Source organism: Acinetobacter sp. NIPH 284 (assembly GCF_000369425.1).
Classification (GTDB): Bacteria; Pseudomonadota; Gammaproteobacteria; order Pseudomonadales; family Moraxellaceae; genus Acinetobacter.
In genome coordinates, this window is sequence record NZ_KB850011.1 from 947,939 (window position 1) to 970,999 (window position 23,061).

At 38.0% G+C, this 23,061-nt stretch carries 20 protein-coding genes and 1 pseudogene; 10 read left to right on the plus strand and 11 right to left on the minus strand.

Features of this window, described 5'->3' with window-relative positions; translation table 11 throughout:
• Positions 1-42: 42 nt before the first annotated feature.
• From F908_RS10520 to F908_RS10530, 3 genes are read right to left on the minus strand one after another with little or no spacing between them, the layout of a single operon-like run.
• The gene (locus F908_RS10520) at positions 43-1,422 is read right to left on the minus strand and encodes a DUF3570 domain-containing protein (RefSeq protein ID WP_005161523.1); all 1,380 of its coding nucleotides are present in this window, start codon (positions 1,420-1,422) and stop codon (positions 43-45) included.
• Positions 1,413-1,667, minus strand: a complete 255-nt coding sequence (locus F908_RS10525; protein WP_005161526.1) for a DUF4266 domain-containing protein — start codon at positions 1,665-1,667, stop codon at positions 1,413-1,415. Before F908_RS10525 ends, F908_RS10520 begins: the two co-directional genes overlap by 10 nt.
• A gap of 13 nt (positions 1,668-1,680) precedes the next feature.
• Positions 1,681-2,214, minus strand: coding sequence for a TlpA disulfide reductase family protein (locus tag F908_RS10530; protein ID WP_005161529.1), 534 nt, complete (start codon positions 2,212-2,214; stop codon positions 1,681-1,683).
• 183 nt (positions 2,215-2,397) lie between these two features.
• On the opposite strand from F908_RS10530, the gene dsbD reads away from it, so the two are divergent.
• Positions 2,398-4,305 carry a protein-disulfide reductase DsbD gene (gene dsbD / locus F908_RS10535; RefSeq protein WP_005161532.1) on the plus strand — a complete coding sequence of 636 codons (1,908 nt, stop codon included), beginning with the start codon at positions 2,398-2,400 and terminating at the stop codon, positions 4,303-4,305.
• 65 nt (positions 4,306-4,370) lie between these two features.
• Here dsbD and F908_RS10540 read toward each other — a convergent pair whose 3' ends face one another.
• The 4 genes from F908_RS10540 to F908_RS10555 all read right to left on the minus strand — a co-directional run bounded on the left by F908_RS10540 (position 4,371) and on the right by F908_RS10555 (position 7,238).
• On the minus strand, positions 4,371-5,255 hold the full coding sequence (locus F908_RS10540; protein ID WP_005161539.1) for a cation diffusion facilitator family transporter: 885 nt from the start codon (positions 5,253-5,255) through the stop codon (positions 4,371-4,373).
• 19 nt (positions 5,256-5,274) lie between these two features.
• The gene (locus F908_RS10545; protein ID WP_005161542.1) at positions 5,275-5,784 is read right to left on the minus strand and encodes a cytochrome b; all 510 of its coding nucleotides are present in this window, start codon (positions 5,782-5,784) and stop codon (positions 5,275-5,277) included.
• A 319-nt stretch (positions 5,785-6,103) separates the two neighbouring features.
• Positions 6,104-6,877 carry an NAD(+) diphosphatase gene (gene nudC / locus F908_RS10550; RefSeq protein WP_005161545.1) on the minus strand — a complete coding sequence of 258 codons (774 nt, stop codon included), beginning with the start codon at positions 6,875-6,877 and terminating at the stop codon, positions 6,104-6,106.
• Between the two features lie 97 nt (positions 6,878-6,974).
• Positions 6,975-7,238: a TIGR03643 family protein gene (locus tag F908_RS10555; RefSeq protein ID WP_034601686.1), complete on the minus strand. Its 264-nt coding sequence runs from the start codon at positions 7,236-7,238 to the stop codon at positions 6,975-6,977.
• A 585-nt stretch (positions 7,239-7,823) separates the two neighbouring features.
• Between F908_RS10555 and F908_RS10565 the strand changes: the two genes are divergently transcribed.
• Positions 7,824-8,983 (plus strand): IS3 family transposase gene (locus tag F908_RS10565; protein WP_136374631.1). Its coding sequence is split into 2 segments (ribosomal slippage): positions 7,824-8,058 and positions 8,058-8,983, totalling 1,161 coding nucleotides; the frame shifts between segments, so codons are not numbered across the junction.
• A gap of 284 nt (positions 8,984-9,267) precedes the next feature.
• On the opposite strand, the gene F908_RS10570 is transcribed toward F908_RS10565, so the two are convergent.
• Positions 9,268-10,308 carry a PDDEXK nuclease domain-containing protein gene (locus F908_RS10570; RefSeq protein ID WP_005161559.1) on the minus strand — a complete coding sequence of 347 codons (1,041 nt, stop codon included), beginning with the start codon at positions 10,306-10,308 and terminating at the stop codon, positions 9,268-9,270.
• A 464-nt stretch (positions 10,309-10,772) separates the two neighbouring features.
• On the opposite strand from F908_RS10570, the gene F908_RS10575 reads away from it, so the two are divergent.
• From F908_RS10575 to F908_RS10590, 4 genes are read left to right on the plus strand one after another with little or no spacing between them, the layout of a single operon-like run.
• A complete protein-coding gene (locus F908_RS10575; protein ID WP_005161561.1) occupies positions 10,773-11,867 on the plus strand; it encodes a CBASS cGAMP-activated phospholipase in 1,095 nt (364 codons plus the stop codon).
• Positions 11,864-13,165 carry a CBASS cGAMP synthase gene (locus F908_RS10580; RefSeq protein WP_005161563.1) on the plus strand — a complete coding sequence of 434 codons (1,302 nt, stop codon included), beginning with the start codon at positions 11,864-11,866 and terminating at the stop codon, positions 13,163-13,165. Before F908_RS10575 ends, F908_RS10580 begins: the two co-directional genes overlap by 4 nt.
• 4 nt (positions 13,166-13,169) lie before the next feature.
• Positions 13,170-14,930, plus strand: a complete 1,761-nt coding sequence (locus F908_RS10585; RefSeq protein WP_228127623.1) for an E2/UBC family protein — start codon at positions 13,170-13,172, stop codon at positions 14,928-14,930.
• A gap of 10 nt (positions 14,931-14,940) precedes the next feature.
• A complete protein-coding gene (locus F908_RS10590) occupies positions 14,941-15,384 on the plus strand; it encodes a CBASS system CD-NTase/cGAS isopeptidase Cap3 (protein ID WP_228127624.1) in 444 nt (147 codons plus the stop codon).
• Between the two features lie 47 nt (positions 15,385-15,431).
• Here the strand turns inward: F908_RS10590 and F908_RS15685 are convergent.
• Positions 15,432-15,530: pseudogene (locus tag F908_RS15685) on the minus strand (transposase); the annotation flags it as partial.
• Between the two features lie 232 nt (positions 15,531-15,762).
• On the opposite strand from F908_RS15685, the gene F908_RS10595 reads away from it, so the two are divergent.
• A complete protein-coding gene (locus F908_RS10595) occupies positions 15,763-17,469 on the plus strand; it encodes a hypothetical protein (RefSeq protein WP_228127625.1) in 1,707 nt (568 codons plus the stop codon).
• A 104-nt stretch (positions 17,470-17,573) separates the two neighbouring features.
• On the opposite strand, the gene F908_RS10600 is transcribed toward F908_RS10595, so the two are convergent.
• Positions 17,574-17,885, minus strand: a complete 312-nt coding sequence (locus F908_RS10600; protein ID WP_005161574.1) for a hypothetical protein — start codon at positions 17,883-17,885, stop codon at positions 17,574-17,576.
• 1 nt (position 17,886) lies between these two features.
• Complete coding sequence (locus F908_RS10605; protein WP_228127626.1) at positions 17,887-18,216, minus strand: hypothetical protein; 330 nt, start codon at positions 18,214-18,216, stop codon at positions 17,887-17,889.
• Between the two features lie 199 nt (positions 18,217-18,415).
• Between F908_RS10605 and xseA the strand changes: the two genes are divergently transcribed.
• The 3 genes from xseA (at position 18,416) to F908_RS10620 (ending at position 22,703) form a co-directional block, all read left to right on the plus strand.
• Complete coding sequence (gene xseA / locus F908_RS10610; RefSeq protein ID WP_005161580.1) at positions 18,416-19,675, plus strand: exodeoxyribonuclease VII large subunit; 1,260 nt, start codon at positions 18,416-18,418, stop codon at positions 19,673-19,675.
• Positions 19,668-19,862: an exodeoxyribonuclease VII small subunit gene (xseB, locus tag F908_RS10615; RefSeq protein ID WP_005161583.1), complete on the plus strand. Its 195-nt coding sequence runs from the start codon at positions 19,668-19,670 to the stop codon at positions 19,860-19,862. Before xseA ends, xseB begins: the two co-directional genes overlap by 8 nt.
• A 102-nt stretch (positions 19,863-19,964) precedes the next feature.
• Positions 19,965-22,703 carry a UvrD-helicase domain-containing protein gene (locus tag F908_RS10620; RefSeq protein ID WP_005161587.1) on the plus strand — a complete coding sequence of 913 codons (2,739 nt, stop codon included), beginning with the start codon at positions 19,965-19,967 and terminating at the stop codon, positions 22,701-22,703.
• Positions 22,704-23,061: the final 358 nt, after the last annotated feature.

Below are 23,061 nucleotides of genomic sequence, written 5' to 3' on the forward strand. Positions count from 1 at the left end.
ACCACTCGAAAGTAATAGGTTTTAACAGCTTAGATTAAATTATTACCATTTAAAACTATAACCAAGTTGAACAAAAGTTGCCGATAAATCTGGTTGCAAAATTTGTCCTGCCAAGTTCCCACCAATTGGTTTTAGGTCTTTGGCTTTCTGATCATATTGTTCTACACGGAAACTCAGCTCACGGTCATTTGCAAGATTCATCCCAAATTTAACACCGTAGGTCGTTGCATCAAACGCACCTAAGCGGCTATCCGCCGATGCATATTGTACGGTCGGAATCGGTTCACCTTGAGCATCCAGTTCAATACCATCACCCACTTTTAAGTAGCTATGATAGAAATCAGCAGCCGTTTGGGTGTAGTAACGAACATGAGGTTCTACAAAATATTTCTCGTTTACCGCATAACGATATTTTGCATCAAATGTGTGTGATTTAACGCCCCAGTCATCTGTGGTAAAACGATATGAGACATCGGCAACATCACCACGATCAAACCCATATTTATATTCACCAAAGAAGCTATGACGTGTTCTTTTCTCTGGACGATTTTCAAATAAGTAGAAATTATTACCTGCAGCAAAGTCCTGATCAGCAATTAAATTGCCGTTAGCATCGACTAGCGTCAAAATTTTATATGGGTCGTTTTGGTATCCATTACTCATCGATAATGAATAGTTGAGTTGTACCAGTGAGTGACGATCAATTACTTGCGTTAAGCCAAGTAAAACATCAGAAACATTCTTGCTCTTTGTGCCTTGTTGTTTCTGTCCATCCAATTGTGGAGTTAGAGGTACAGGCGCACCACCAACAGCATCAATACTGTCATACTCAAATGCGCCACCCAATGACACAGTGGTATTCTTGTCATTAAAGTCTTTCGCAATGCTCGCATTTGCTCCGATTGATCTGAAATCGTACTCATTTGAGACATTTCCACCCACATTCAGCTTCATATCTGGTGCAATTGGTTGTTGCCAATTTGCGGATACTGCAACACGGGTATCATGAAATTCATCATCTAAGGGTAATTGGTTTGCTGGCGTTGGTTTCGCAGCATTACCTGATGGGCCTGTAAAAGTTTGTGGCACATTGGCTGATGTCGCACCGTTCGGTGAAGCACCTGTGAGTGAATCAACAACCACTTTTCCAGATAAAATATGTTGGTCGCCAAAGTCTTTTTCAAAACGAACACTCGGTTCGATGGCTTGAACACGACTATCCGCTTCTTTGTACATCAACACCGCAGTATCAACTTTCCAACCCGGCTCTACGATTTTAGATAAACTAAAAGGCGAAGTTGTACTTTCTTTGCTAGAAGTTGCAGTCATTTCAGCATGTGCAACGTGACTACTTAATAAAACTGTTGAAGCCTGAGTCAAAGCAAGCGCAATGTGGCGTGCTGATTTTTTTGTTAATTGCATCCGCAACCTCCACCACCAAAACCACGACCGCCACTGGCTGCTTCTTTACTAAAATAAATATGTTCATCATACGCAGCATCTAATGGTGCAGCATCTAATTGCATCGCTGGACGAGCCAAAATATCACGCTCCCAAGGCTTAACCCCTAAAGTTTGCATCTTTGTCGGCATATGACTACATGCGGATAACAACAGACTCGGCAATAAGATGCCTAGACTGGTTAATATCTTTAAACTAAATTTCAAATTTCACCTCTGCTTAAGTATTTTTATTGGAGAGTAAGCGCACAATCTCAGCCTCATACTCGGCTTCTTTGGCCTTGAAGAAACCTTGATGTTTTGCTGCTGGCTGACCATCGCGCCCAAGAATGAATGTGGAAGGCATTCCTGGTACCTTAAATTGGCTGGCTAACTTTCCTTGTTGGTCTAATCTAATTTCAAAATTAGGCTGATATTGCTGAATAAACTTGAGCGCTAATGCAGGATCTTTGTCTACATTGATTCCTACGAAAACCAATCCATCTTTTCGGTACTTGGCTTGCATTTGTTTCATCCAAGGAAAAGATTCTCGACAAGGGCCACACCAACTGGCCCAGAAGTCAATTACAACCACTTTCCCTGCATATTTCGACCAATTAATATCGCTCGCTGGCAACATTTTATTGTTCGCAGAAACTGCTGACGGTTCTGCTGCCTGAATTGTGCTGACACTAAAAGCACCACCACAACTAAGTAATGCTAAAACTGCAATTCGCCATTTTATTTTTGCTAACGTTTGTTTTTCCCAAGCCATCGACGGACTCCACATTTTCCTCAGCTCATAGACTAATGAAATGCAATCGGTCAAACATTAACACTTGCTTAAGACAATCCAACAATGGCTTAAGCAAGTGTTAAGGCAAGTTGTGATTAACTTCAGTACGCTTCATCCATCAAAAAATGTACGTCCGTATAAATGAAATTAGGGGATGTCTGGATGAGACCGTTCTTCAATCCGATTCAAGATGTTTATAGATCTACACTGCATATTTTTATTGTTTTAATTTTAGGTTTTTTATCACTGCAAATCGTGAATGCAGCTACACCTGATTTCTCGAAAGTTGTGGATACAACTCAAGATAGCTTTTTGCCTGTTGAACAAGCATTTTCATTAAAAGTACAACCAGATCAAAATCAAGCTGCACTAAATTTGAAATGGACGATTGCACCCAATTACAGTTTGTATCGAGATCGAATTCATGTAGAAGTCTTCACACCAAAAGATGTGACGATAGATACAAGCGAACTTGCTGGTCATATGGTATGGAAACAAGATCCTAATTTTGGACGTGTGGCTGTATTTCATGATGCTGCAACAATGAAAGTTGGTATTACCCATTTAGGTAGTAGCCAACCAGAAACAGTCCAAATCAAATTGCGTTACCAAGGTTGTGCTGATAGTGGCTTATGCTTTCCACCTGTAGATGAAGTACTCACCATTCATCCCAAAGGATTAAAATTGGTTTCTGCAACTAGTATTAAAAAGCCCGACAACCATATAGAAACCATAAGTCCTGTAAAAAATAAAGATGAGAATTACGATCTGAATAACGCCTCGAGTCTTGCTGCATTTTTAAATCATGCGAGTGTGCCACTCATTTTATTAACACTTTTAGTCTTAGGTGCAGGTCTTGCATTTACACCTTGTGTATTTCCCATGATGCCGATTCTTTCAGGTTTGATTGCGGGTGAAAAAAGTGAGCGATTAACAGGATGGAGAGGTTTTAAGCTGTCCCTTGCTTATGTACTGGGCATGGCGGTGTGTTATGCCATCATGGGAACACTCATGGGGTATTTCGGTGCGAAAGCAAATCTTCAATTATGGCTACAATCACCAGCGGTACTTATCAGCTTTGCTATTTTATTTATTGTTTTGGCTTTCGGCATGTTTGGTGTATACACCCTACAACTCCCGCATTTTGTTCAAAACAAATTAGATCGATTCTCTCAACAACAAAAAGGTGGACGCATTGGTTCGGTTGCACTGATGGGCGCACTTTCAGCACTTGTTGTTTCGCCCTGTGTTTCTGCGCCTTTAGCGGGTGTATTGGTCTATATCAGTGCTACTAGTGATGCTTTACTTGGTGGAATGGCATTATTTAGTTTAGGACTAGGTATGGGAATTCCATTAATTGTCCTAGGTACCACAAGTGCTAAATTATTGCCACGCTCTGGAAGCTGGATGGAGCAAATCAAGAGTATTTTTGGTGTTGGATTAATCGCTGTCGCAATTTGGTTACTATCTCGCGTTTGGACAGGAAGTGTAACGCTATGGATGTGGGGTGCCTTACTTGGAGGCTATGGGGTTTGGTTAGGTGCTTTTGAACAAGCAAAAAACCATAAAGATCGCTTAGTCAAAGCATTTGGTCTTGGGCTTAGCGTATTAGCGCTATTTTTATGGATCGGTGCTGCAACAGGCCAAGATGATCCATTACACCCACTTGCTGCTTTAAGCCATACGGCAGTATCACCCGATACCACTAAACCAGCGAATGTCATCTTTGAAACAGTGAGCCAACCGCAAGCTTTACAAGCCTTATTAGATCAAGCCAAACAAAATAAACAGACTGTTGTAATCGATGTATCTGCCGATTGGTGCGCTGCTTGCCAAGTCATGGAACGTTCAACGTTTCGCGATAGCCGTGTGATTGAAGCATTTTCGAAATATAAAAGAATTCGTTTTGATATGAGCGAAAGTAGTCAAGTACAAAAAGAATGGCTACAAGCCATTCATTTGTATGGCCCACCTGCACTCATTTTTATCGACAATAATGGTAATGAATTAAAAAGTTTACGCGTTCAAGGGGAAATTGAAGCTGATAAACTGATTGAATATCTTAAATAAATCATCCAAATCTAGGCATCTTGAATATAATTTATTCTAGATGCCTTTGCATTTTCAATGCCTCACTATATTGGATCAATATGAGTGACCACATCAATGACATTATGATTTTTAAGGACTTCATTTCTCGCCTCTACTGCAATTCTATGTCCTTCTTTGACACTTTGTTCGCCACTGACTTCCAAATGAACATCGACAATAATCATGTCACCCATTTTACGTGTTCTCAGTTGATGCAGACCTAGTATCCCATCTTTCTTCAACAAAGTTGCTTTGATCGCAGCTATTTCATCTTCGTTCGCTGACTTGTCCATCAAATCATGTAAACCCGTCCAGCTAAACTCAAACCCCATTTTGGCAATCATTAAACCGACAATTAAGGCTGCGATTGGGTCAAGAATTGGATATCCTGCGAGATTACCTAAAATCCCTAAGGCAACAACAAAAGAAGATGCTGCATCTGAACGTGCATGCCAAGCATTTGCAATCAATAAACTTGATTTTACTTTTTTGGCAATAGCAAGCATATAGCGGAACAAAAGTTCTTTACAGATCAAGGCTGTTATTGCAACCCAAAGCGCCATACTGTGAACTTTGGGAATTTGTTCGGGATGAAGGATCTTATGCGTTGCCGTCCATAACATACCAACACCAACAATGAATAAGATCAGACCAAGTATAAAAGATGCTGCATTTTCAAAACGAAGATAACCATATGGATGTGCATCGTCAGGTGCTTTTTGGCTATGACGGTTCGCCACCAATACAATAAAATCCGCAACTAAATCACTTAAAGTATGAATACCATCTGCAACTAGACCTTGTGATTTTGAAAAAATACCAATCAATATCTGTCCAATCGACAAAAAGAAATTAACAACAACACTTATCCACGTTGATTTGGAAGCAGCTTTTGCTCTCGACTCAAGATCAATATTTGATTCAATCATAATCTTTTAAGCTCTTGGTTCATTTTTTAAAATAAAGCATGCTTTTCAGAACATTATCTTTAAATACATAATGATGAATTAAGGCAGCTAATGCATGTAAACCTATAAGCACCATGAAAAAATTTCCAAGAAACTCATGCGTTTCACCAATTATTTCTACGTTCCATGAATTACTTATTAAAGGTAAATTCATTCCAAATAACTGATAACTTTCGGTTAATCCAGATAAAGTAAACCAACCAAATACAGGAATTAAAAATAACAATGAATAAAGTGTATGTTTCACCATTAAAAATAATGTTTTCTGATATTTACTCATCGGCTTATTGTGTGGGAGATCTTTTTTATAAATAGAAATCATTATAATTCTGATGAAAAATAACAGAAATACTGAGACTCCAGCAAAAACATGCAGTTCCCCACTTTTTAGATGCACTGTTGGATCTCCGCCAGTGATATAAGCAAGTACGACAAGAAGAAACGTTAACCAATGCACTGTCATTACAGGAAAAGGATATTTATTTTTCATACCACCCCGACATTAAAATTCATATTTCAAAATATATAAAAACATTCTATTACATTATAAAAGTGATCTTAAATTTAAATTAATTTTTAAAAAATAGTTTAAATATCAAAAACTAAAAATAAATATCATTTAACACCAAATAAAAGCAATCATTCTCAATTTCATTCATCATAAATTCATGAGTAAATACAACTCTAATTATTTCCATGTTTAATCTCAAAGTATTTTATGAAAAATTCAGCATAAAATACTCGGATATCTGAATTATAAAATTGGCTTAATCCGCCCAAATAATGCTATTAAGTGAATCAATACAAGATTATAACCATTCACTCGTATCATCAGCGACTGCTGTACCATGAATGATATGCATGATCATGGCATAGGCAATACTGCCTTTAAATGGGATTTCTGGAAGTTGATCAAATTTAAAAAATTGAGCATCACTAAGCTCATCTTGCTGTAATTCAATTTCACCCGCGTGATAATCTGCTTTAAATGCAACCATCAAATTACTTGGAAATGGCCAAGGCTGACTTGCCAAATATTTTATATTTTTAATATGTAGGCCTACTTCCTCAAGTGTCTCACGTCGAACGGCATCTTCTAATGTTTCCCCTACCTCAACAAAACCCGCGATCAAACTATACATTTTCGTTTTATTTCGTGCATTTTTTGCGAGTAGTATTTCATCATCACCACGTGTAATAATCGTAATGACACATGGATTCACTTTTGGATATTGTGTATAGCCACAACTTGAGCAAACCATCGCAAACTGCTCAATGCTCTGGATAGTTTTAGTTCCGCATCGACCACAAAACTGATGATTACGTCGCCATTCAAGTAATTGAACAGCTCGACTTGCTTGCTCAAATTGCGTCTTATTCCAAAACTGTACTAATTGACGAATCGGTACAAAATCGAATCCTTCAGGAATGGTTTCATTTTCACATAAATCTCGAGCAATCACTTTATAATCACTTGATAACGCCAGATCGTTATGCAATCTTTCGACTTGAGGAAGTTGGAAATCTTGATCCACTAAAAGCTGCTGTTGTTGAAAAATATAAGCAATTGATAAATTAGACATTACTTTACCTTAGTGATATTCAATTGATCTATATAAATAAAATCTATACTGTAGAATTGGTTATGAATGAAAGCTTCTAATTTGTCACTGATCTTATTCAATGATGCTTGTATTGGCGTGAGCAGTAACCACGAGACACTTCAGGCGAACGCAATTGCAAATGTTTTGTCTTACGTCCACTTACTCTCTTCCGCCAAAGCTTAAAGCTATTGGTTTGTAAATGAAGCCGCATAAGTCGGATTACAGCTGATTCATTCAAACCATATTCACGAGAGATCGCTTCAAATGGGGTTCTGTCTTCCCAAGCCATTTCAATAATTCTAGATATATCACCATCGAGATATTGAGCTGTCTGAATCACAAAATCATCCTTATTTTTTAGAATTAAACTCAAAAATTCATGCAATAGATGACGATCAATCATCTGTTATCACAATTTAAATATTTGGATGATATTAAGATGTTATAGATGAAAAATTTGTGATTTTTTAAGATGAAGTAGTATAAGAAAATGATCTAAATAAGGGAGAAATTTAATCTCCCTTAAAACATAAGTGATTGATCTACAATTTTATATAATTCGTTTTATACGAGAGCAGTCTTTTTAGGATGTAACCTTGCTTAGGCTACTCAGAGATCAAAATTTTTTGACTTAAACAAACCATCGTAAACGGAACAGAATATTTACAGTATTGGATCATTAAAGTTAACCAGATTAAAAAAAGCCACATCTGGAAATGTGGCGAAAGGTGTAACTATACTTGTACGGCTTTAGCGTATTTTTAAGTTAACTGAATTAGCTTAAATCAAACTGAATTTATCAAACTCAAGAAAGTTCTCTGATCAGTAATGATCATATTAAGTAATAAGACATTGATCCTAGCCAAAATAATGGACAGTACTTCCCTCTAAAGATAACGTAATGTTAACTTTGGAGATCCAAGAAATGGCCAAACGTTTTAGTCCTGAATTTAAACAGCAAGCAATTGATTATGCACTTTCAAACTCACACGAGCCTATAGCTGCAATCGCCCAGAAATTAGGTGTGGGTTATTCAACTTTAGACAAATGGATTCGTGAAACCAATCCAGTGGGTTCAAGCAAACGTCAACTTTCACCAGAACAACAGCGGATCTTGGAATTAGAGAAAGAAGTCAAACAGCTCAAGGAAGCCAATGACATCTTAAAAAAAGCGCATGTGTACTTTCTAACAGATCATGCCAAGAAAAGTACACGGTAATTCAAGATCTAGATATGAATGAAGTCACGGTATCTTCTGCCTGTAAATACCTAGGTGTCAGCACTTCAGGCTATTATGCCTGGCGAAAACGTCAGGCCAATACGGTAGAGAAATATAATGATTTAAAAGCCGTATATTGGCAGCATCATGCACGATTGGGTGCACCTTCATTGGTACATGACATGCATTATTTAGGTTACAGCATGAGTGAACGCACTGTTGGAAGAATGCTGAAAAATCTGGGTTTACGCAGCAGGATTGCGCGTAAATACAAGCATACGACTGATTCAAACCATCGTTTGCCTACAGCACCCAATCTGTTAGAGCGTCAATTTACAGTCATTCAGCCTAACAAGGTTTGGACAACGGATATTACCTATATCCGTACCAAGCAAGGTTGGCTGTATTTATGTGTGATGCTGGATCTATTTAGTCGTCGTATCGTGGGGTGGCAAACCAGCCATCGAATAGACCGCCAGTTGGTGTGTGATACGTTTAACTATGCAATGGCTCGTCAGGGTTATCCAACTGGTGTTATGGTTCATTCGGACCAAGGTTCACAGTACTGTAGTCGTGATTTTAGAGCGCTGTTACTGACAAATGATTGTAATCAGAGTATGTCTAGACGTGGAAACTGTTGGGATAATGCAGTGACTGAAAGCTTCTTTCATACATTGAAAGGTCATGTGGTCCATGGCAGTGTGTTTGCTACTCGAAAAGAAGCGAATGCTGTCTTGTTTGACTATATTGAGATTTATTACAATCGGGTCAGAAGACATTCTGCAAATGGCTGGTTAAGCCCTGAAGCCTTTGAGAAGAAATATTTTAAGAATTTAGAGGGATTTGTTGTCCACGATACTGTCTAGGATCACCTATCAAATGTAATTAAATCCAAAGTTTGATGAGGGGTAGGTTGAGGGGTAAACACATAGATAAAAAAAAGCCCTTGTAACAACAAGGGCTTATTTAAATATTTGGCGGAAGCGGTGATAGTCACATTAAAATCATAATTACTTGATTAATATAAATAAATAAAATACAAATTCAGTTTTTTACTACTATTTTTACTACTTCAAAACTCCACCCACTTGTTTGCTCAATCCTTGTTCATTCTAAATTAAATTGCTGTGAATAGCCTGATAACTATCCATTAAGCACCACCGTCACCTTGCTCATCATCAATCAACTCAAATTTTTTTAATTCATTGGATACTAAAGTTTGCAGTTTATCTTTAGGTAATAGGAGTTGATACTCGGCTACCCCAATAGGTTTACCCACATCCTGCAAGGCAATTTCCACATCTAAATGATCTTTATCAGCACAAAGAATTATACCAATAGACTGATTTTCGTTCTCATCTTTTTCTAGCCTATCAAGCAACGATAGATATAGGTTCATTTTACCAACGTATTCCGCTTTAAAACTTCCTATCTTTAATTCAATCGCAATAAGGCTTCGCAAGCCACGATGAAAGAAAAGCATATCTACAAAATATTCTTTACCGTTATATTCCAATCGATACTGATTACCAATAAAGGTAAAGCCTTTACCAAGCTCCAATATGAAATATTTGATCTTCTCGATCAAACGTCTTTCCAGTTCCAGCTCTTTGATGGGTTCTGTGATTCCTAAAAAACCAAGATTATACTGATCTTGGAATATCTCATTGGCATAGTCTGCATGAGTTGCAGGAAGTGTGGTGTTAAAATTGTTCGATTTTAATTGTGTCTGAGTTTGACTGTACATGTCCATTTTGATGGCATTCAGCAATAAATCCCTTGACCAATTTTTTTCAATGGTTTGTTGCATATACCAATGGCGAATTTCTTTATCTTTAATTTTTTCCATCAATAAAATGTTGTGCCCCCACGGCAATTTCGCCACAGGCTGTGGCAAAATTTCATCTTCTTGATATTCTTTATAAAAAGCTAACATCCTACTCAGGTTTCGTTCTGAAAAACCTTTTAGGCTAGTAAATTCATGTCGTAAATCTGCTGCAAGTCGTGGGATGACCTTTGCTGACCAACCTTCCTGTTGCTGGCGTTCAGCTATCATTTTTCCTGTTTGCCAATAAAGCAATATCATTTCAGCATTTACAGAAAGTGCTGTTCGTAACCGTGTTTGTTGTATTGTATTTCTTATCTCATCTAACAATGACTGATATGTTTCAATTGCTATTTCATTACTCATAAAAACACCTAAAAGCAGATAAGCATCTATCTTTGTGAATTTGGTACAACAACTTAATCCATTGCTTTATCCATGATGAGATAAAAGCATAACATACGTTGAACCAAAGGATTTTTACTGTCGCTTAATTTACAACCAAAGCATCATTTTCAAAAACAATCTGTAAGACTTGGTATAAATATTCCACAGCAATCACTTTCATAGAGTCTATAGGTTGTTTTAGCTGATTCATTTTAGGAATAACTACAGTTTTAAATCCGTTCTTTTGTGCTTCATTTAGACGTTCTTGGACATTGAGTAATTTATACTCATTTTGTCACCACCTATATCTTCGGCATTTATTACACTTTTCACATTTAAAAAATATGTGACCATATATACAGAAATATTTACTTACATGATCAATCTTGAATAATTACTACCCATCACAAGATATTAGCAATCAACATAAAACAAAGATTGAAATGACAACAGAAAGTAATAACGAAGTAGCAGAACAACCTGAACAGATTAAAGTTTTAGCCTTAAATGGTGGTGGTGTGCGTGGTTTATTTACTATTACTCTACTTGCCGAGCTTGAATCAATCATTGAGAAACGTGAAAAACGTGAAAACGTGAAAATCGGTGATTATTTTGACCTAATCACAGGCACATCTATCGGTGGTATTTTGGCACTTGGCTTAGCAAGTGGAAAAAGTGCACGAGAGTTAAAACAAGCTTTCGAGGAAAATGCACAGCATATTTTTCCATTAAAACGATTTAAACAAAAAAGATGGTGGCATCTCCTACGTCGCTCAATCTATGAAAGTGAACCACTGTATGAAACAGTTAAAAGTATGATTGGCGATACGATTAAATTTGAAGATCTGAATAAACGGGTAATGATTACTTCAGTAAACCTTTCTACAGGAAGACCGAAATTTTTTAAAACGCCCCATAATCCGATGTTCACCTTTGATCGTGAAATTCGACTGATTGATGCAGCAATGGCAACATCAGCTGCGCCAACCTATTTCAAACCTCATTATATTGAAAAATTAGGTCATTACTTTGCTGATGGCGGAATGGTAGCAAATAATCCAAGTTTTGTTGGTATTCGTGAAGTTTTAATCGATATGAAAGCTGATTTCCCTGATGCTGAGCCTAAAGATGTGAAAGTCTTGAATATAGGCACGTTGAGTGAAGATTACTGTATCAGTCCAGATACACTTTCTAAAAAATGTGGTAAAGGTTATTTGGGGCTATGGAATATGGGCGAACGCATAGTATTGACTACTATGACGGCTAACCAACATCTACAGCGTTTTATGCTGTTACGTGAGTTTAAAGCACACAATATTGAAAAAAACTATGTTGAAATTGATGCAACCATACCAAATGAAGCAGCATCTGAAATCACTTTGGATAACGCAACTTCTAGCAGTCTAGATGCACTTCGTGGGATGGGTAAGAAATTAGGGGCTGAACGCTATACCGAAGATCCTGAATTGCGAAAATTCTTTCTCAAATCAGTTAAACCATTTACAGCGGATACACCATCACAAGGGGATGCAGCATGACCTGGAATTTTCACAGTTACTATACCAATCGTGATACTGGTTTGATTGGTCAGCTACTCCTTTCGGATGGTGAGAAAGAATCTCTTAAAGCTTTACGTCAGATCGTACGTGAACGCACACGGGATGTTTTTGATGAAGCCAAACAGCTTGTGAAATCATCTAAGCTTTACTACACAGCTCTATCATTTCGTGCCGAGTTTGTAGGTACAAATTTTAAATATCTATCACCAGATGATCAAAAGATTCTATCTGAACTGATTATGGATTTGTCGGAAGATCTAAAAACAGAATTCTTGAAGCTAAGCCCACGTTTTTGGACTCAAGGTAGCTTCATGTATGACACTTTGAATCGTCCATATAAGCTTACACAAGAAATGGATATTGATGATGGTACATACCTACCAATGCAGTTCTTTGAAGATAAACCAGCAATTGGGCATCAACTTTTATTGCTATTGGTAGATGCCTCACTTAAATCTTTGGCTGTTGAACGTCATGGATGGTCATTTGAAGCTAAGGAGACATGTGGTCGCATTAAGATACCTACAAGAAGTGTTCATATTGACGTACCAATGTATGCGATTCCATATGAAAAGTTCTTGGAAAAAGAGGTTCTGTTACGAAAGGCTGCGAATTCTCAAATCTTTGCCGAAATGTATGATGGACTTTCAACTGCCGACCATGCACTCTATGATCAACTTGAGACAGACTGTGTAAATCTAGCAGTACGTAAGGACGATGCAAAATGGATTAAAAGTGATCCTAAAGATGTTCATTTATGGTTCCAAGACGCTTGCCAACGTACAGGTCAGCATTTACGAAAAGTATGCCGTATTCTTAAAGCTTGGCGTGATGCTGGTGATTGGAAAGAAAGCAATGGTCCGTCATCCATTTCATTGATGGCAGCAGTTGTAGATATTTTGGATCGTACTTCTGTAGACCCTAAAAATTTCGGATTATTGATGCTGACGGTTGCAAGAAAGCTTCCTGATACTTTTCGCAATGGTGTAGAAAGTCCTGATTCAAACGATGAACGTCCGTTGTTCCCACCTATTTATGAACATGAACAAAGGCATACAGAAGTTATAACGAAGTTAAAAGAACTGGTAGTTTCACTTGAAGCTGCATACGCAGCTCATACCAAACAAGATGCTTTGAACATTCTAAATAGTGAATATGGCAACCGTGTTCAGGATTTAAGTCTTATTGTGTCTCAGACAGCTGCTCCAGCTTACGAAAGCACTCCACTCAAAGCTAAACAAGCTGCCATTATCAGCACTTCAATGAAAAGTGGTTGATTGAGTGTCTGAATTACATTCAGTAATGCTTGATTGCGGGTATCAACACCTAGCCATCAAGCAACGTCAAAAATATGAAGCTTTAGCTGACGTAGACGATAAATCCCTTGTATACATTAAAGAATATTCTACATCTGAGGGTGTTTTTACTATTGCGTTAGAGCTTGGCTATGACGCATATACAATCTTACCGCAGGCGCACATCATCAGCAAACCTGAACAACTTGATGATGTTCTGCTTCCGCATGTCAATAATGGTGATTATCTTTGCTATGTAGAACAACTCGAAGCAGATTGGGATCCGAATGATATTGGCAATCTGTATAAGACTGTAGATATTCAGATCCAGATAACCTTAGACAACTCCATCAAATCATTAAGAAATGGTCATATAGACCAAATTGAATTGGAGGGTGAGTTTGTAGCGTATTGGAAAGCTGAGAAAGCAACCTATGCTCTTTCAAATTTAAACATACTGAATGGCAAAGTAGCCTATCTAACTCAAAATATATCTACTGATGGATCTGATCGCCTTGAATCTATTTTGTTTGGGACACAAGACAAAGATAATCAAGAGAAATGGTTTAGCCAGAGAGATCTCAAGGAATTTGACTCCCAAAAGCTCAATATATTCATTCTCAAAGTTAGACCAACACGACTTTCTGGAGTACATTGGCCTCCTAAAGATGCAAAAGCCTTACTCAGGTGGCTATCTCTCGTAGATCATAATGCTAAGGCACATCTGATAAAGTATTTTGTAGAACATCCCTATAAACATCATCTGATTGTTTTGGAGGTAGATAAGCAAGATACATTCGGGGTAATATTTGAACTGAACCAAACAGCGGTACAGTTTACGACCTATGCTAATTCTAGAAAAAAAGGAAAAGGTGGTCGTAAACTTGACTTAGGACGAGCAAATTCGGTCCTTACAGGTAAGTACGCTTTCAACAAATTTCAACGAATTTCATTTGTAAAAGCGGATAAAGACTCAATTCTTTCTCGGAACCGATCTCGACCTGAGATTGGAGATCTACGCACCAAGAAAATCGCACTAATTGGTTGTGGAACGATTGGTGGGTATGTGGCTGAGCTATTGATTCGTGCTGGTGCTGGCATGGGAACCAAAAGCTTAGATTTATATGATCATGACAAGTATGGTCCACACAATTTTAGTCGTCACACATTAAGTAGCAGTGATTTTGGTAAATACAAATCAGAAGCACTTAAAAATAGGCTTGAGAATTCAACTCATCTTGCAACCAACATCGAATCATACAAGTTTGGATTCCCTCTCTTAAAATCATATCTGTCGTTATATGATATTGTTATTGATGCTACAGGTCGTGCACCTGTTTCAAAACGTCTAGCTTATTTGGTTCGTCAAATTGATGGCACAAAAAAACCAATCATTATCCATGGGTTCAATGACGGTAATGGCCTTGCTTCAAAGGTCTTTATAGATAGCTTGGATGGTTGCTATAACTGTCTATGTGGTGATATAGCTTTTTATAAAAATGGTGTTGACAGACGTTTTGAGAATTTATTAGCTGTGAATCAAAAGAAAGTCTCATGCGGTAATACATACACGCCATATGATGCAGCAGTCAGTGTGATGACGTCAGCATTAATTCAAGAAGCAGTTTTATCAACTTTGGAGCATGAAAGAGATTGGAATTATAAAGAACATATCTTCATGGGCAGTCGTACTAAAAAGCCGACTTGGATTAGAAAACAAGCTTTCTGCAACATCTGTAATGATTGATAAAGAACTTGTGTTCCAAGCTCAGGATCGGTCCCTAGTTGTGATCTCCACTGATGTTGCCAATATACTGGTATCGTACCGTCAATTAAGTGATTCTAGTCAAGAAAGTGCTGGAGTACTTATTGGTGAGCGTAGAGGTGTTCATATCGTTATTAAGACGCTAACTGAGCCTAGTCGTTGGGACATTAGAAGTCGTTTCATGGTAGATCGTGTGAGTAAGCATCACCAAAAGGCTGTTGATAATGCTTTCAAAAAAAGTAATGGTGAATGGCACTACTTAGGTGAGTGGCACACACATCCAGAAGATGAACCCAAACCATCTATGACGGATTATAGCAGTTGGCATAAAAACCTAAAATCATCAGATCCTCTAATTCTGATTATTGCAGGTAGGACAGGTTTTTGGGTAGGAAAGAAAATTAATGAACAGATTGAAGTACTTCAAAGTATATAAAACATACAGGCTTTAATTTAAAAACAAGCTCAATATGACCACAGGACAATGCTATGTTCACGACAAAGTGTAGCGACAGATATCCCAGACTCTGCCTGTTTCACAATGGACATGATCTGGCCGTCAGTGAATTTAGATGTTTTCATACAGAATCTCCTGCCTATATTTTAAGAAAAAATTCCATTTTTAGATCCTTTTACTTTCAGAGGGGATTTAAATGGCATTTTGAATATTCATATTTTATCTGAATTTACTTTATTCTTTAAATTTCATAAAGTTATAATAAAGACAACTTTAATATTTTTGTAGAATAGAATGATCAAGAAATACTCAATATCATTGCTGTGTCTCATCATTACATTACTGATAATTTTCTATGTGACCTACTTTAATCAGCAAAGGTATTACGATATTCAGGAAAAAAATAGGATCGGTGGATTTGAACTTTTATTGGAAGCCAAATCTGAAACAAATAAAGTTTGTCTTAAATATTCCACCCAACAGGACTGTTACCAAAATTTCGTTAAAAGCCTTGAACATCTAAATCCAAGAGGCTCTGTTCAACTTACAAATTCCGAACACCAAGTTATTCAGGTCTGGGACAATGAAAGACATAAAGATGATAGGGAAAATGTTTCTGTGTCCAAAACTTTCACTGAGTTTGATAGCAGGCCTGTAGTTACCCTTTCCAAGCTGACACGCCACCAGAATCTATATAAGTCTTCCTTTAATGCCATGTTCTTCTCGATACTTGATTATTCTGAAGCATTCCGTGCACGTGTTAATGGTCTACCCTCCACCTTTGGTGAAATGACTCCATACACTTTTGCCAAATATGTGGCATGGGGGCGTTTTTATCCGATACTCCCGATCTGGATAATTGCCTTGGGTTTGCTGGGCTATATTCTTACCCTTCTATTCAAGAACATTGGATTCAACCATTCAATTAAAAATCTTCAAGAGGAAATCATCAATAAAGAAAAAACTCTTAGAAGCATGCATGATGAAAGTGAGTTGATAAAAGCAGACTTCAGCAAACTTCATAAGGAATCCACTGAAAATCTTAAAATTCTTAATAATGAAAAGCTAGAATACACAAATAGGATCAATACCCTAGGATTGGAATTAAGTGAAATCCATCAAGACAGGATTGCTTTGTTAAATAAAATCCAGTCTTTTGAAACACAAAACAGAATGAATACTGAAGAAAAAGAAAGGCTACAAAAGTCCCTGGAGCATCAACGAAATATTCTAGAAAAGTTAGACAAGCAAAATAAGGACTTAGAGCAGAATATCTCTAACAACAGTAGCTTTATGGAAGAGTTTAACTCAGCAAAAAATGAGCTGGCTGCTTTGGAAAGTCTTTATGCTGCCAGTAAAAATAAAGAACTAGACCTTTCCAAAAAACTGGATGGTCTAAATCAGGAAATGTCTAATTTAAACAATAAGCTGGTTACTTCAGAATCCCAGAAAGACGCAATGATTAATAAGGTAGACAGCAAAGAGTCTGAGTTAAAGGATTATCTGGAATATGTTTCGGATATGGAAAACCAATTTAAACTGCAACTTGAAACAAAAAATCAGGAAGTGGAAGTGTTAAAGTCTGGAATACTTGATCTACAGTCTCATAAAGCAGATTTGCAATATGAGCTTGATAAACTTTCAGGTACAGATACTTCATCCAGAAAAATCTACAATATCCTGATAAGTAATCCTGATCTGCCTAAAAGCAAAAGTTATGAGTACTCTGAGCCTGAGCATCATTCCAAAGCATATCTGAAATCCATACAGAGCTCTTTTAATAGTCAAAAAAATAATAAAATTGGCAACTTAATTACAGATCTACGGGGCACAAAATTTAACTCTAAAACGCCCAACACGCTACGTATCGTTTATAACTACGCTGTCAGTCCTGATATTACCCGTTCTGGATATGGCCTAGTTGCTGTAGAAAAGGACCATGGCTATGCTGCTTACCTGCACTTAACCGCGAGAGATTCATCCGAGGCAATGTTGGCTGCCAAGGCGATTCAAACATACTGTTCTATATTTAAAGGATACCGAATCATTCCGTTAAGTAGTTAACCCCTGTTCAGTATCAAAAATGCTAAAAAGAATCCTACCTAAAATAGGGTTCTTTTTTAATGCCAACATCTAAAAGAATTCGATTTACCTAATACCCAGAATTATTATTTATCCTCAGTTTTTGATGACTCACAGATATTTTTATATTTCTCACCAAAACTCCGAACAGCCTGTTCCTTACCCAAGTCTGTCATTTTCACAGGTTCAGCATAAGCGTCTTCAACTATCATCTGGTACAAAGAACTGATAGGGTTACTCTTAATTTCCTCAGCAATATATTTTTCAAAATACTGCTTGGGCACATTTCTCTGATGTTCCCTCATCACATTCATGGCCAGTTCTTCGACCACATTACACTCTTGATTAGCATACAGGTTGATTGGGATAAATAATAAAATTAGTATCAGCTTGTTCATTTTAATCACATTGAATCAACAATTTCTTTTTGTAGTAATCCGTCACCTTTTTAAAGTCGGCCTTTAAATATTCCTGAGTATAGTCATTAGGCGAAAGCTTAAGTAAAGCGGGCATATACTGGGTTTCATATAGTTCAGGATAATCCTTACAGAGAATTTTTGTCTTTTCTTCTTTTGCTTTTTTCTCATCATCCAAGATATCCAAATATATTGAAATTTTTTTATCAGCCTCTTCCAATTGATTTCTTACCATATCCTCTTCATTCTTGTTTATCGTTGATGATGTCTCTTGGCATCCATTGATAAGTATAAAAATGATAGCTAAACTCAAAACTCTTATTATCATAACTAATTAATTTTAAATAACATTACGTGATTATAGAATAATTCCCCCTCTTAAATCCATTTTTGTAAAACCATTATGTCCCTTTCTAATTTGTATAAAAAAAATCTTTAAAAAGATTTGAGAGTTTGTTATAGCACCTTTCTATTGCTACTATTCAAGGACAATTCTATATTTCCCAGATTAAATGTCCGAACCACAATTCTTACTCAGCGACTACCTTTCTACTGTACGGGAAGTCATTCACCTGACTTTTGATGAGCCTGTGTGGGTAAAGGCTGAGATACGCAACCTGAGTATCAAGGGTGGACACTATTATCTTGAGCTGGCTGAAAAGGAAGAGGATACAGACAAGGTTATTGCAAGCTGCAAGGCCACCATCTGGAAATCCACCGCCGTAAAAATTGTGCTCAGGTTTGAGCGTGAAAGTGGCATTGAGCTTTCAAGGGACCTGAATGTACTCATAAAGGTCAAGGCCCGTTTTGATCCCCAGTATGGCTTTTCAGTCAACATTGAGGACATCGACTCCAGCTTTACTCTGGGTGATATCGCCAAGCGCTACCAACAGATTCTGGCCCGCCTAGGCACTGAGGGTTTGGTCAACCTGAACAAGTCACTTCCTCCCCCTTTTGATATTGAAAATGTTCTGGTGATTGCACCAGAAAATGCTGCTGGTCTGGGTGACTTCAAGAAAGATGCTGATGCCTTGAATAAAGCTGGCGTATGCCACTTTGTTTACCATACAGCCACCTTTCAGGGTAATACTGCCCCAAGCAGTATTATGGAGTCCTTAAGCTCAGGGCTACGCCAGTGGACCAAGGATTATGTTGTTCCACCCGACCTCATTGTGATTATTCGCGGTGGCGGTGCAGTAAATGATTTAGCTTATTTAAATGACTATGATCTTGCAGTCCTGCTCTGTAAGCGCAGGGTTCCAATATGGGTGGGCATCGGTCATGAAAAGGATCGAACCATTCTGGATGAAATCGCCCATCGTTCTTTCGACACGCCAAGCAAGGTGATTGCTGGCATCCGCAATGTTATTTCAGAACGGTCTCAGGATGTGATGGATTACCTGCAAACCATCAAGTTGCTGTCACAGCATCAAATCACAGCATATCAGGGCCAGAATGACCAGTTGATGAATGTCATTAGGACCCACGCCCAGAATCAGGTAAATACTGCCAATAGAAGTCTTGACCTGGTTAAGTCCACAACCCAGTATTTTGCCCAGCAGCAGCTTAAGCTTGCCTCCACACAGGTTGAGTCATTAATGCGTGAAACGTTGTTGCAGAATCCAAGGAATGTACTTGCCAAGGGCTATGCTATTGTACGGAGTCAAAACAAGGCTATTCGATCTGTACAACAGGTCGGTTCAACTGTTTCAATTGAGATGCAGGATGGTTATATTCATGCCAGTGTAAGTGAGGTGACAAATCATGAGTAAAAATGAGTTAAGCTTTAAAGACGGTTATGAACTGCTGAAGAAGAATGCTGCCCTGCTGGAATCGCAGGAGGAACCAGACATCGACAACCTGATGAAGATTGTTGAGGAATCAATGACGGCTTACAAGGCATGTAAGTCACGGGTCGATGCCGTACAGCAGGCCCTGAATGAAACATTCAAGGAGTAGTTGTGAAAGTAATAAAAACAACTAACTAAAATTTCTGTAAACTTTATAAACAGTTACAAATCTTGAATTATTAAAAAAAATCATTTTTCATTTTAGGGCAATATGGATATCCGACCAAGTTTACTCAGCTTCATTTTTGCAGGTTCCAGCAAATGGCGACTCAACTATACATTTCCTGAGCTGGTACTTGAACTGGATACCAGAACCATAAAGCTTAATCCTGAACAGGTGCTGGAAACACATATCCAGAAAGGCTGGATATGGTCATCATTGACGCTCAAGACACTTGATCAAAACTTTCAGTTCAAGGGTATGCTCAACACACAGGCTGAACAGTTTCAAGCTGAAATCCGCAATGATGCAGAATTCCTGAGAAATAAAAGAAACGCTGAACAGATCAAGGAAACCTTAAAACCATACTTACGGGAATATCACAATTTTATCCAGCAAAACATTTACCTCTCCCATCGCCTCAGCAAGCTGTTTCGGTCAGATTTATCACAAAGGTCAAAAGCCCCTGTTGAACAGTTTAACAGCCTTATTCAAAGGGATAGCTCTTTTGCATTTGAGCCGCCCCTACAAAACCTGTTTGAGCAATTGCAACAGTTTATTGAATTGCCAGTTGAGGCAAACTATGCCATCGATGCAAAGAATAAGCGTTTTGTTGAAAGTGAGTTAAAGGTATTTAAGCAGTTCTTTGATCAGGTGGAAAGTACGCCCCTAACCGATGAACAGCGCATTTCCTCCATCATCTTCGAGGACCGTAACCTATTGGTTGCTGCGGCTGGTTCAGGCAAAACATCCACGATTGTTGGAAAGGTGGGCTATGCCCTCTTAACTGGACTCTACAAACCCGAAGAGATTCTGGTTCTCGCATTTAATAAAAATGCGGGCGATGAACTCAGTGAACGTATCAATCTTAGACTAAAAGATATTCTCACCCAGTTTACCACCCGTGTTGAGGCACTTAATTTCCATAAGTTTGGTGTCAAGGTGATTGGTAAGGCAACTGGAAAAAGCCCCTCTGTTTCCAATGATGCAGGAAAACCTCAATCCCTGCTGAATCGGATTATTCAACAACTGATCGAAACAGATCCAGACTTTCAGGCAAAATATCTTTTATTTAAGACAGCCTACCTAAGACCACCCTTGTCTCCCTTTGCATTTAAAACCCAAAATGAGTGGGAAAAGGCACACAGACGATCATTTGACAGGTTCAAGGATGGCTTTGAAACCTATCAGGGGGAAATCGTTAAGTCACATGGTGAAAAAGCGATAGCAAACTGGTTGTACAGTCAGGGGATTCCCTACCAGTACGAAATAAGCTACGAGCATGACACAGCGAATGAGAACCACCGCCAATACAGACCTGACTTTTACCTGCCTGAAATAAGCCTATATCTGGAACACTACGCTGTAGACCAAACTGGCAAACCGCCTGCACATTTTGGACAAAAGTATCTGGATGACATGAAGTGGAAATCAGGAATCCATCAACAATATAAAACTGATTTAATCACTACCACATTTCATGAGTTTATTACAGGTTCCATTTTTAGAAAGCTGGAACAGGAGCTGAAGTCAAGAGGACAGGTATTTAGGCCACGTAGTCTTGCCGAGATCAACGCTAAAGCGCAGTCCATTTATGAACATGATGCCAATGAACTTTATGTCAGCTTTTTAAGTCACTACAAATCCAATCAGGCCAATATTGCCAGCCTATTGACCAGACCCTCACTCAACCTGCGGGAGAGTCTTTTTTTACAGCTATTTTCCAAGGTTTACCAACAGTACGACCAGTTATTAAAAAGCAGCAAGGAGCATGACTTTGATGACCTGCTGATTGAGTCTGCCCAGTTAATCAATGAGAATAGATACAAGAGCCCATTCAAGCTCATTATCGTGGATGAGTTTCAGGACACTTCACAGGCCAGAGCCAGACTCATCCTTTCCTTACTGAATCAGGTGCCCGAAGCAAAACTGTTTTGTGTTGGGGACGACTGGCAGGCCATATACCGTTTTGCAGGCTCGGACATCAGTATCTTTACTCAATTTGAAAAAGTCTTTGGCTATACCAAACAGACACAGCTTACCCAGACATTCCGTTCCAATCAGGGTATTGCCAATGTCGCCAGTGGCTTCATCCAAAAAAATAAGTCCCAGCTTCAAAAAGTGGTCAATGCCGTTGATAAGACCAGCAGTAAAGTAGTTGAGATAAGCTTTTTAACAAAGACCCAGGAAATTCATGAATACCTGATGAAAACCATTATGGAAATCAATAATGCCAATTCAGGTTCGGACAAGAAGAAATCCATTTATATTTTGGGCCGCTACAGACACCACAAGCCAAACCTGGACAGTATTCGACCCTTTCTTAGAAATTGCAGCGTTGAGTTTAAAACCATTCACTCATCCAAAGGCCTACAGGCAGACTATGTGATTCTTTTAGGTTTAAATACTGGCAGTAGCGCATTCCCCTCTGAAAAAGAAGATGACCCTCTTATCAACTTAGTCTTGCCACAACCCGAAACACACGCCTATGCTGAAGAACGTCGTCTATTTTACGTCGCCCTGACCCGTGCAAAAGAAAAAGTCTTTCTTATTGGTGAACGTAATTCAGTATTCCTTGAAGAGCTTACCAAGGACCCAAGCCGTAAGGAATTTATCCATATACCGCAAGATGAAAATACGTCCATTAACCATGATATTCCAGAAAAATGGCGATGTCCAAAATGCAATCAGGGACGTATGTGGAAAAGAACAGGACCATACGGTGAATTTATGGCTTGTAGCAATTATTCAAAATGCGGATACACTAAAAGTTTAAGAAGAAAAGTATGATCTATACTTAACCTAAGTAATGCATAAAACTCTAACACTGTAATCGACAACTAAAATCTTATTTACATATTCTTAGAAAATTTTATATCTTATCTTTATTTGTAGTTTACTAAAATTAAAATATATATCTGGGTGATTATAAAATAAACTATATATTTAGTTAATTTTAATTATTAAAATTAACCAATATAGTTCAGATAAATTAATCTAAATTTTTGACTGGATTTTTTCTACAAAAACAATAATGCTCTATAAAATAATAGGAGAAAATGAAAAATATTATCTTTTGCGTAGATGGAACATGGAATGGCCCATCAAAAGATGGTTATGTGTGTCTAGAATTTTGGTAGTTATTCAC

Bases quoted from the DNA above. Each gene is read 5' to 3' on its own strand.
- nudC (WP_005161545.1), bottom strand. From the start codon at position 6,877: ATGTCTAATTTATCAATTGCTTATATTTTTCAACAACAGCAGCTTTTA.
- F908_RS10530 (WP_005161529.1), bottom strand. From the start codon at position 2,214: ATGGCTTGGGAAAAACAAACGTTAGCAAAAATAAAATGGCGAATTGCA.
- xseA (WP_005161580.1), top strand. From the start codon at position 18,416: ATGTCCGAACCACAATTCTTACTCAGCGACTACCTTTCTACTGTACGG.
- F908_RS10520 (WP_005161523.1), bottom strand. From the start codon at position 1,422: ATGCAATTAACAAAAAAATCAGCACGCCACATTGCGCTTGCTTTGACT.
- F908_RS10580 (WP_005161563.1), top strand. From the start codon at position 11,864: ATGACCTGGAATTTTCACAGTTACTATACCAATCGTGATACTGGTTTG.
- F908_RS10600 (WP_005161574.1), bottom strand. From the start codon at position 17,885: ATGAACAAGCTGATACTAATTTTATTATTTATCCCAATCAACCTGTAT.
- F908_RS10575 (WP_005161561.1), top strand. From the start codon at position 10,773: ATGACAACAGAAAGTAATAACGAAGTAGCAGAACAACCTGAACAGATT.
- dsbD (WP_005161532.1), top strand. From the start codon at position 2,398: ATGAGACCGTTCTTCAATCCGATTCAAGATGTTTATAGATCTACACTG.
- xseB (WP_005161583.1), top strand. From the start codon at position 19,668: ATGAGTAAAAATGAGTTAAGCTTTAAAGACGGTTATGAACTGCTGAAG.
- F908_RS10570 (WP_005161559.1), bottom strand. From the start codon at position 10,308: ATGAGTAATGAAATAGCAATTGAAACATATCAGTCATTGTTAGATGAG.
- F908_RS10620 (WP_005161587.1), top strand. From the start codon at position 19,965: ATGGATATCCGACCAAGTTTACTCAGCTTCATTTTTGCAGGTTCCAGC.
- F908_RS10540 (WP_005161539.1), bottom strand. From the start codon at position 5,255: ATGATTGAATCAAATATTGATCTTGAGTCGAGAGCAAAAGCTGCTTCC.
- F908_RS10545 (WP_005161542.1), bottom strand. From the start codon at position 5,784: ATGAAAAATAAATATCCTTTTCCTGTAATGACAGTGCATTGGTTAACG.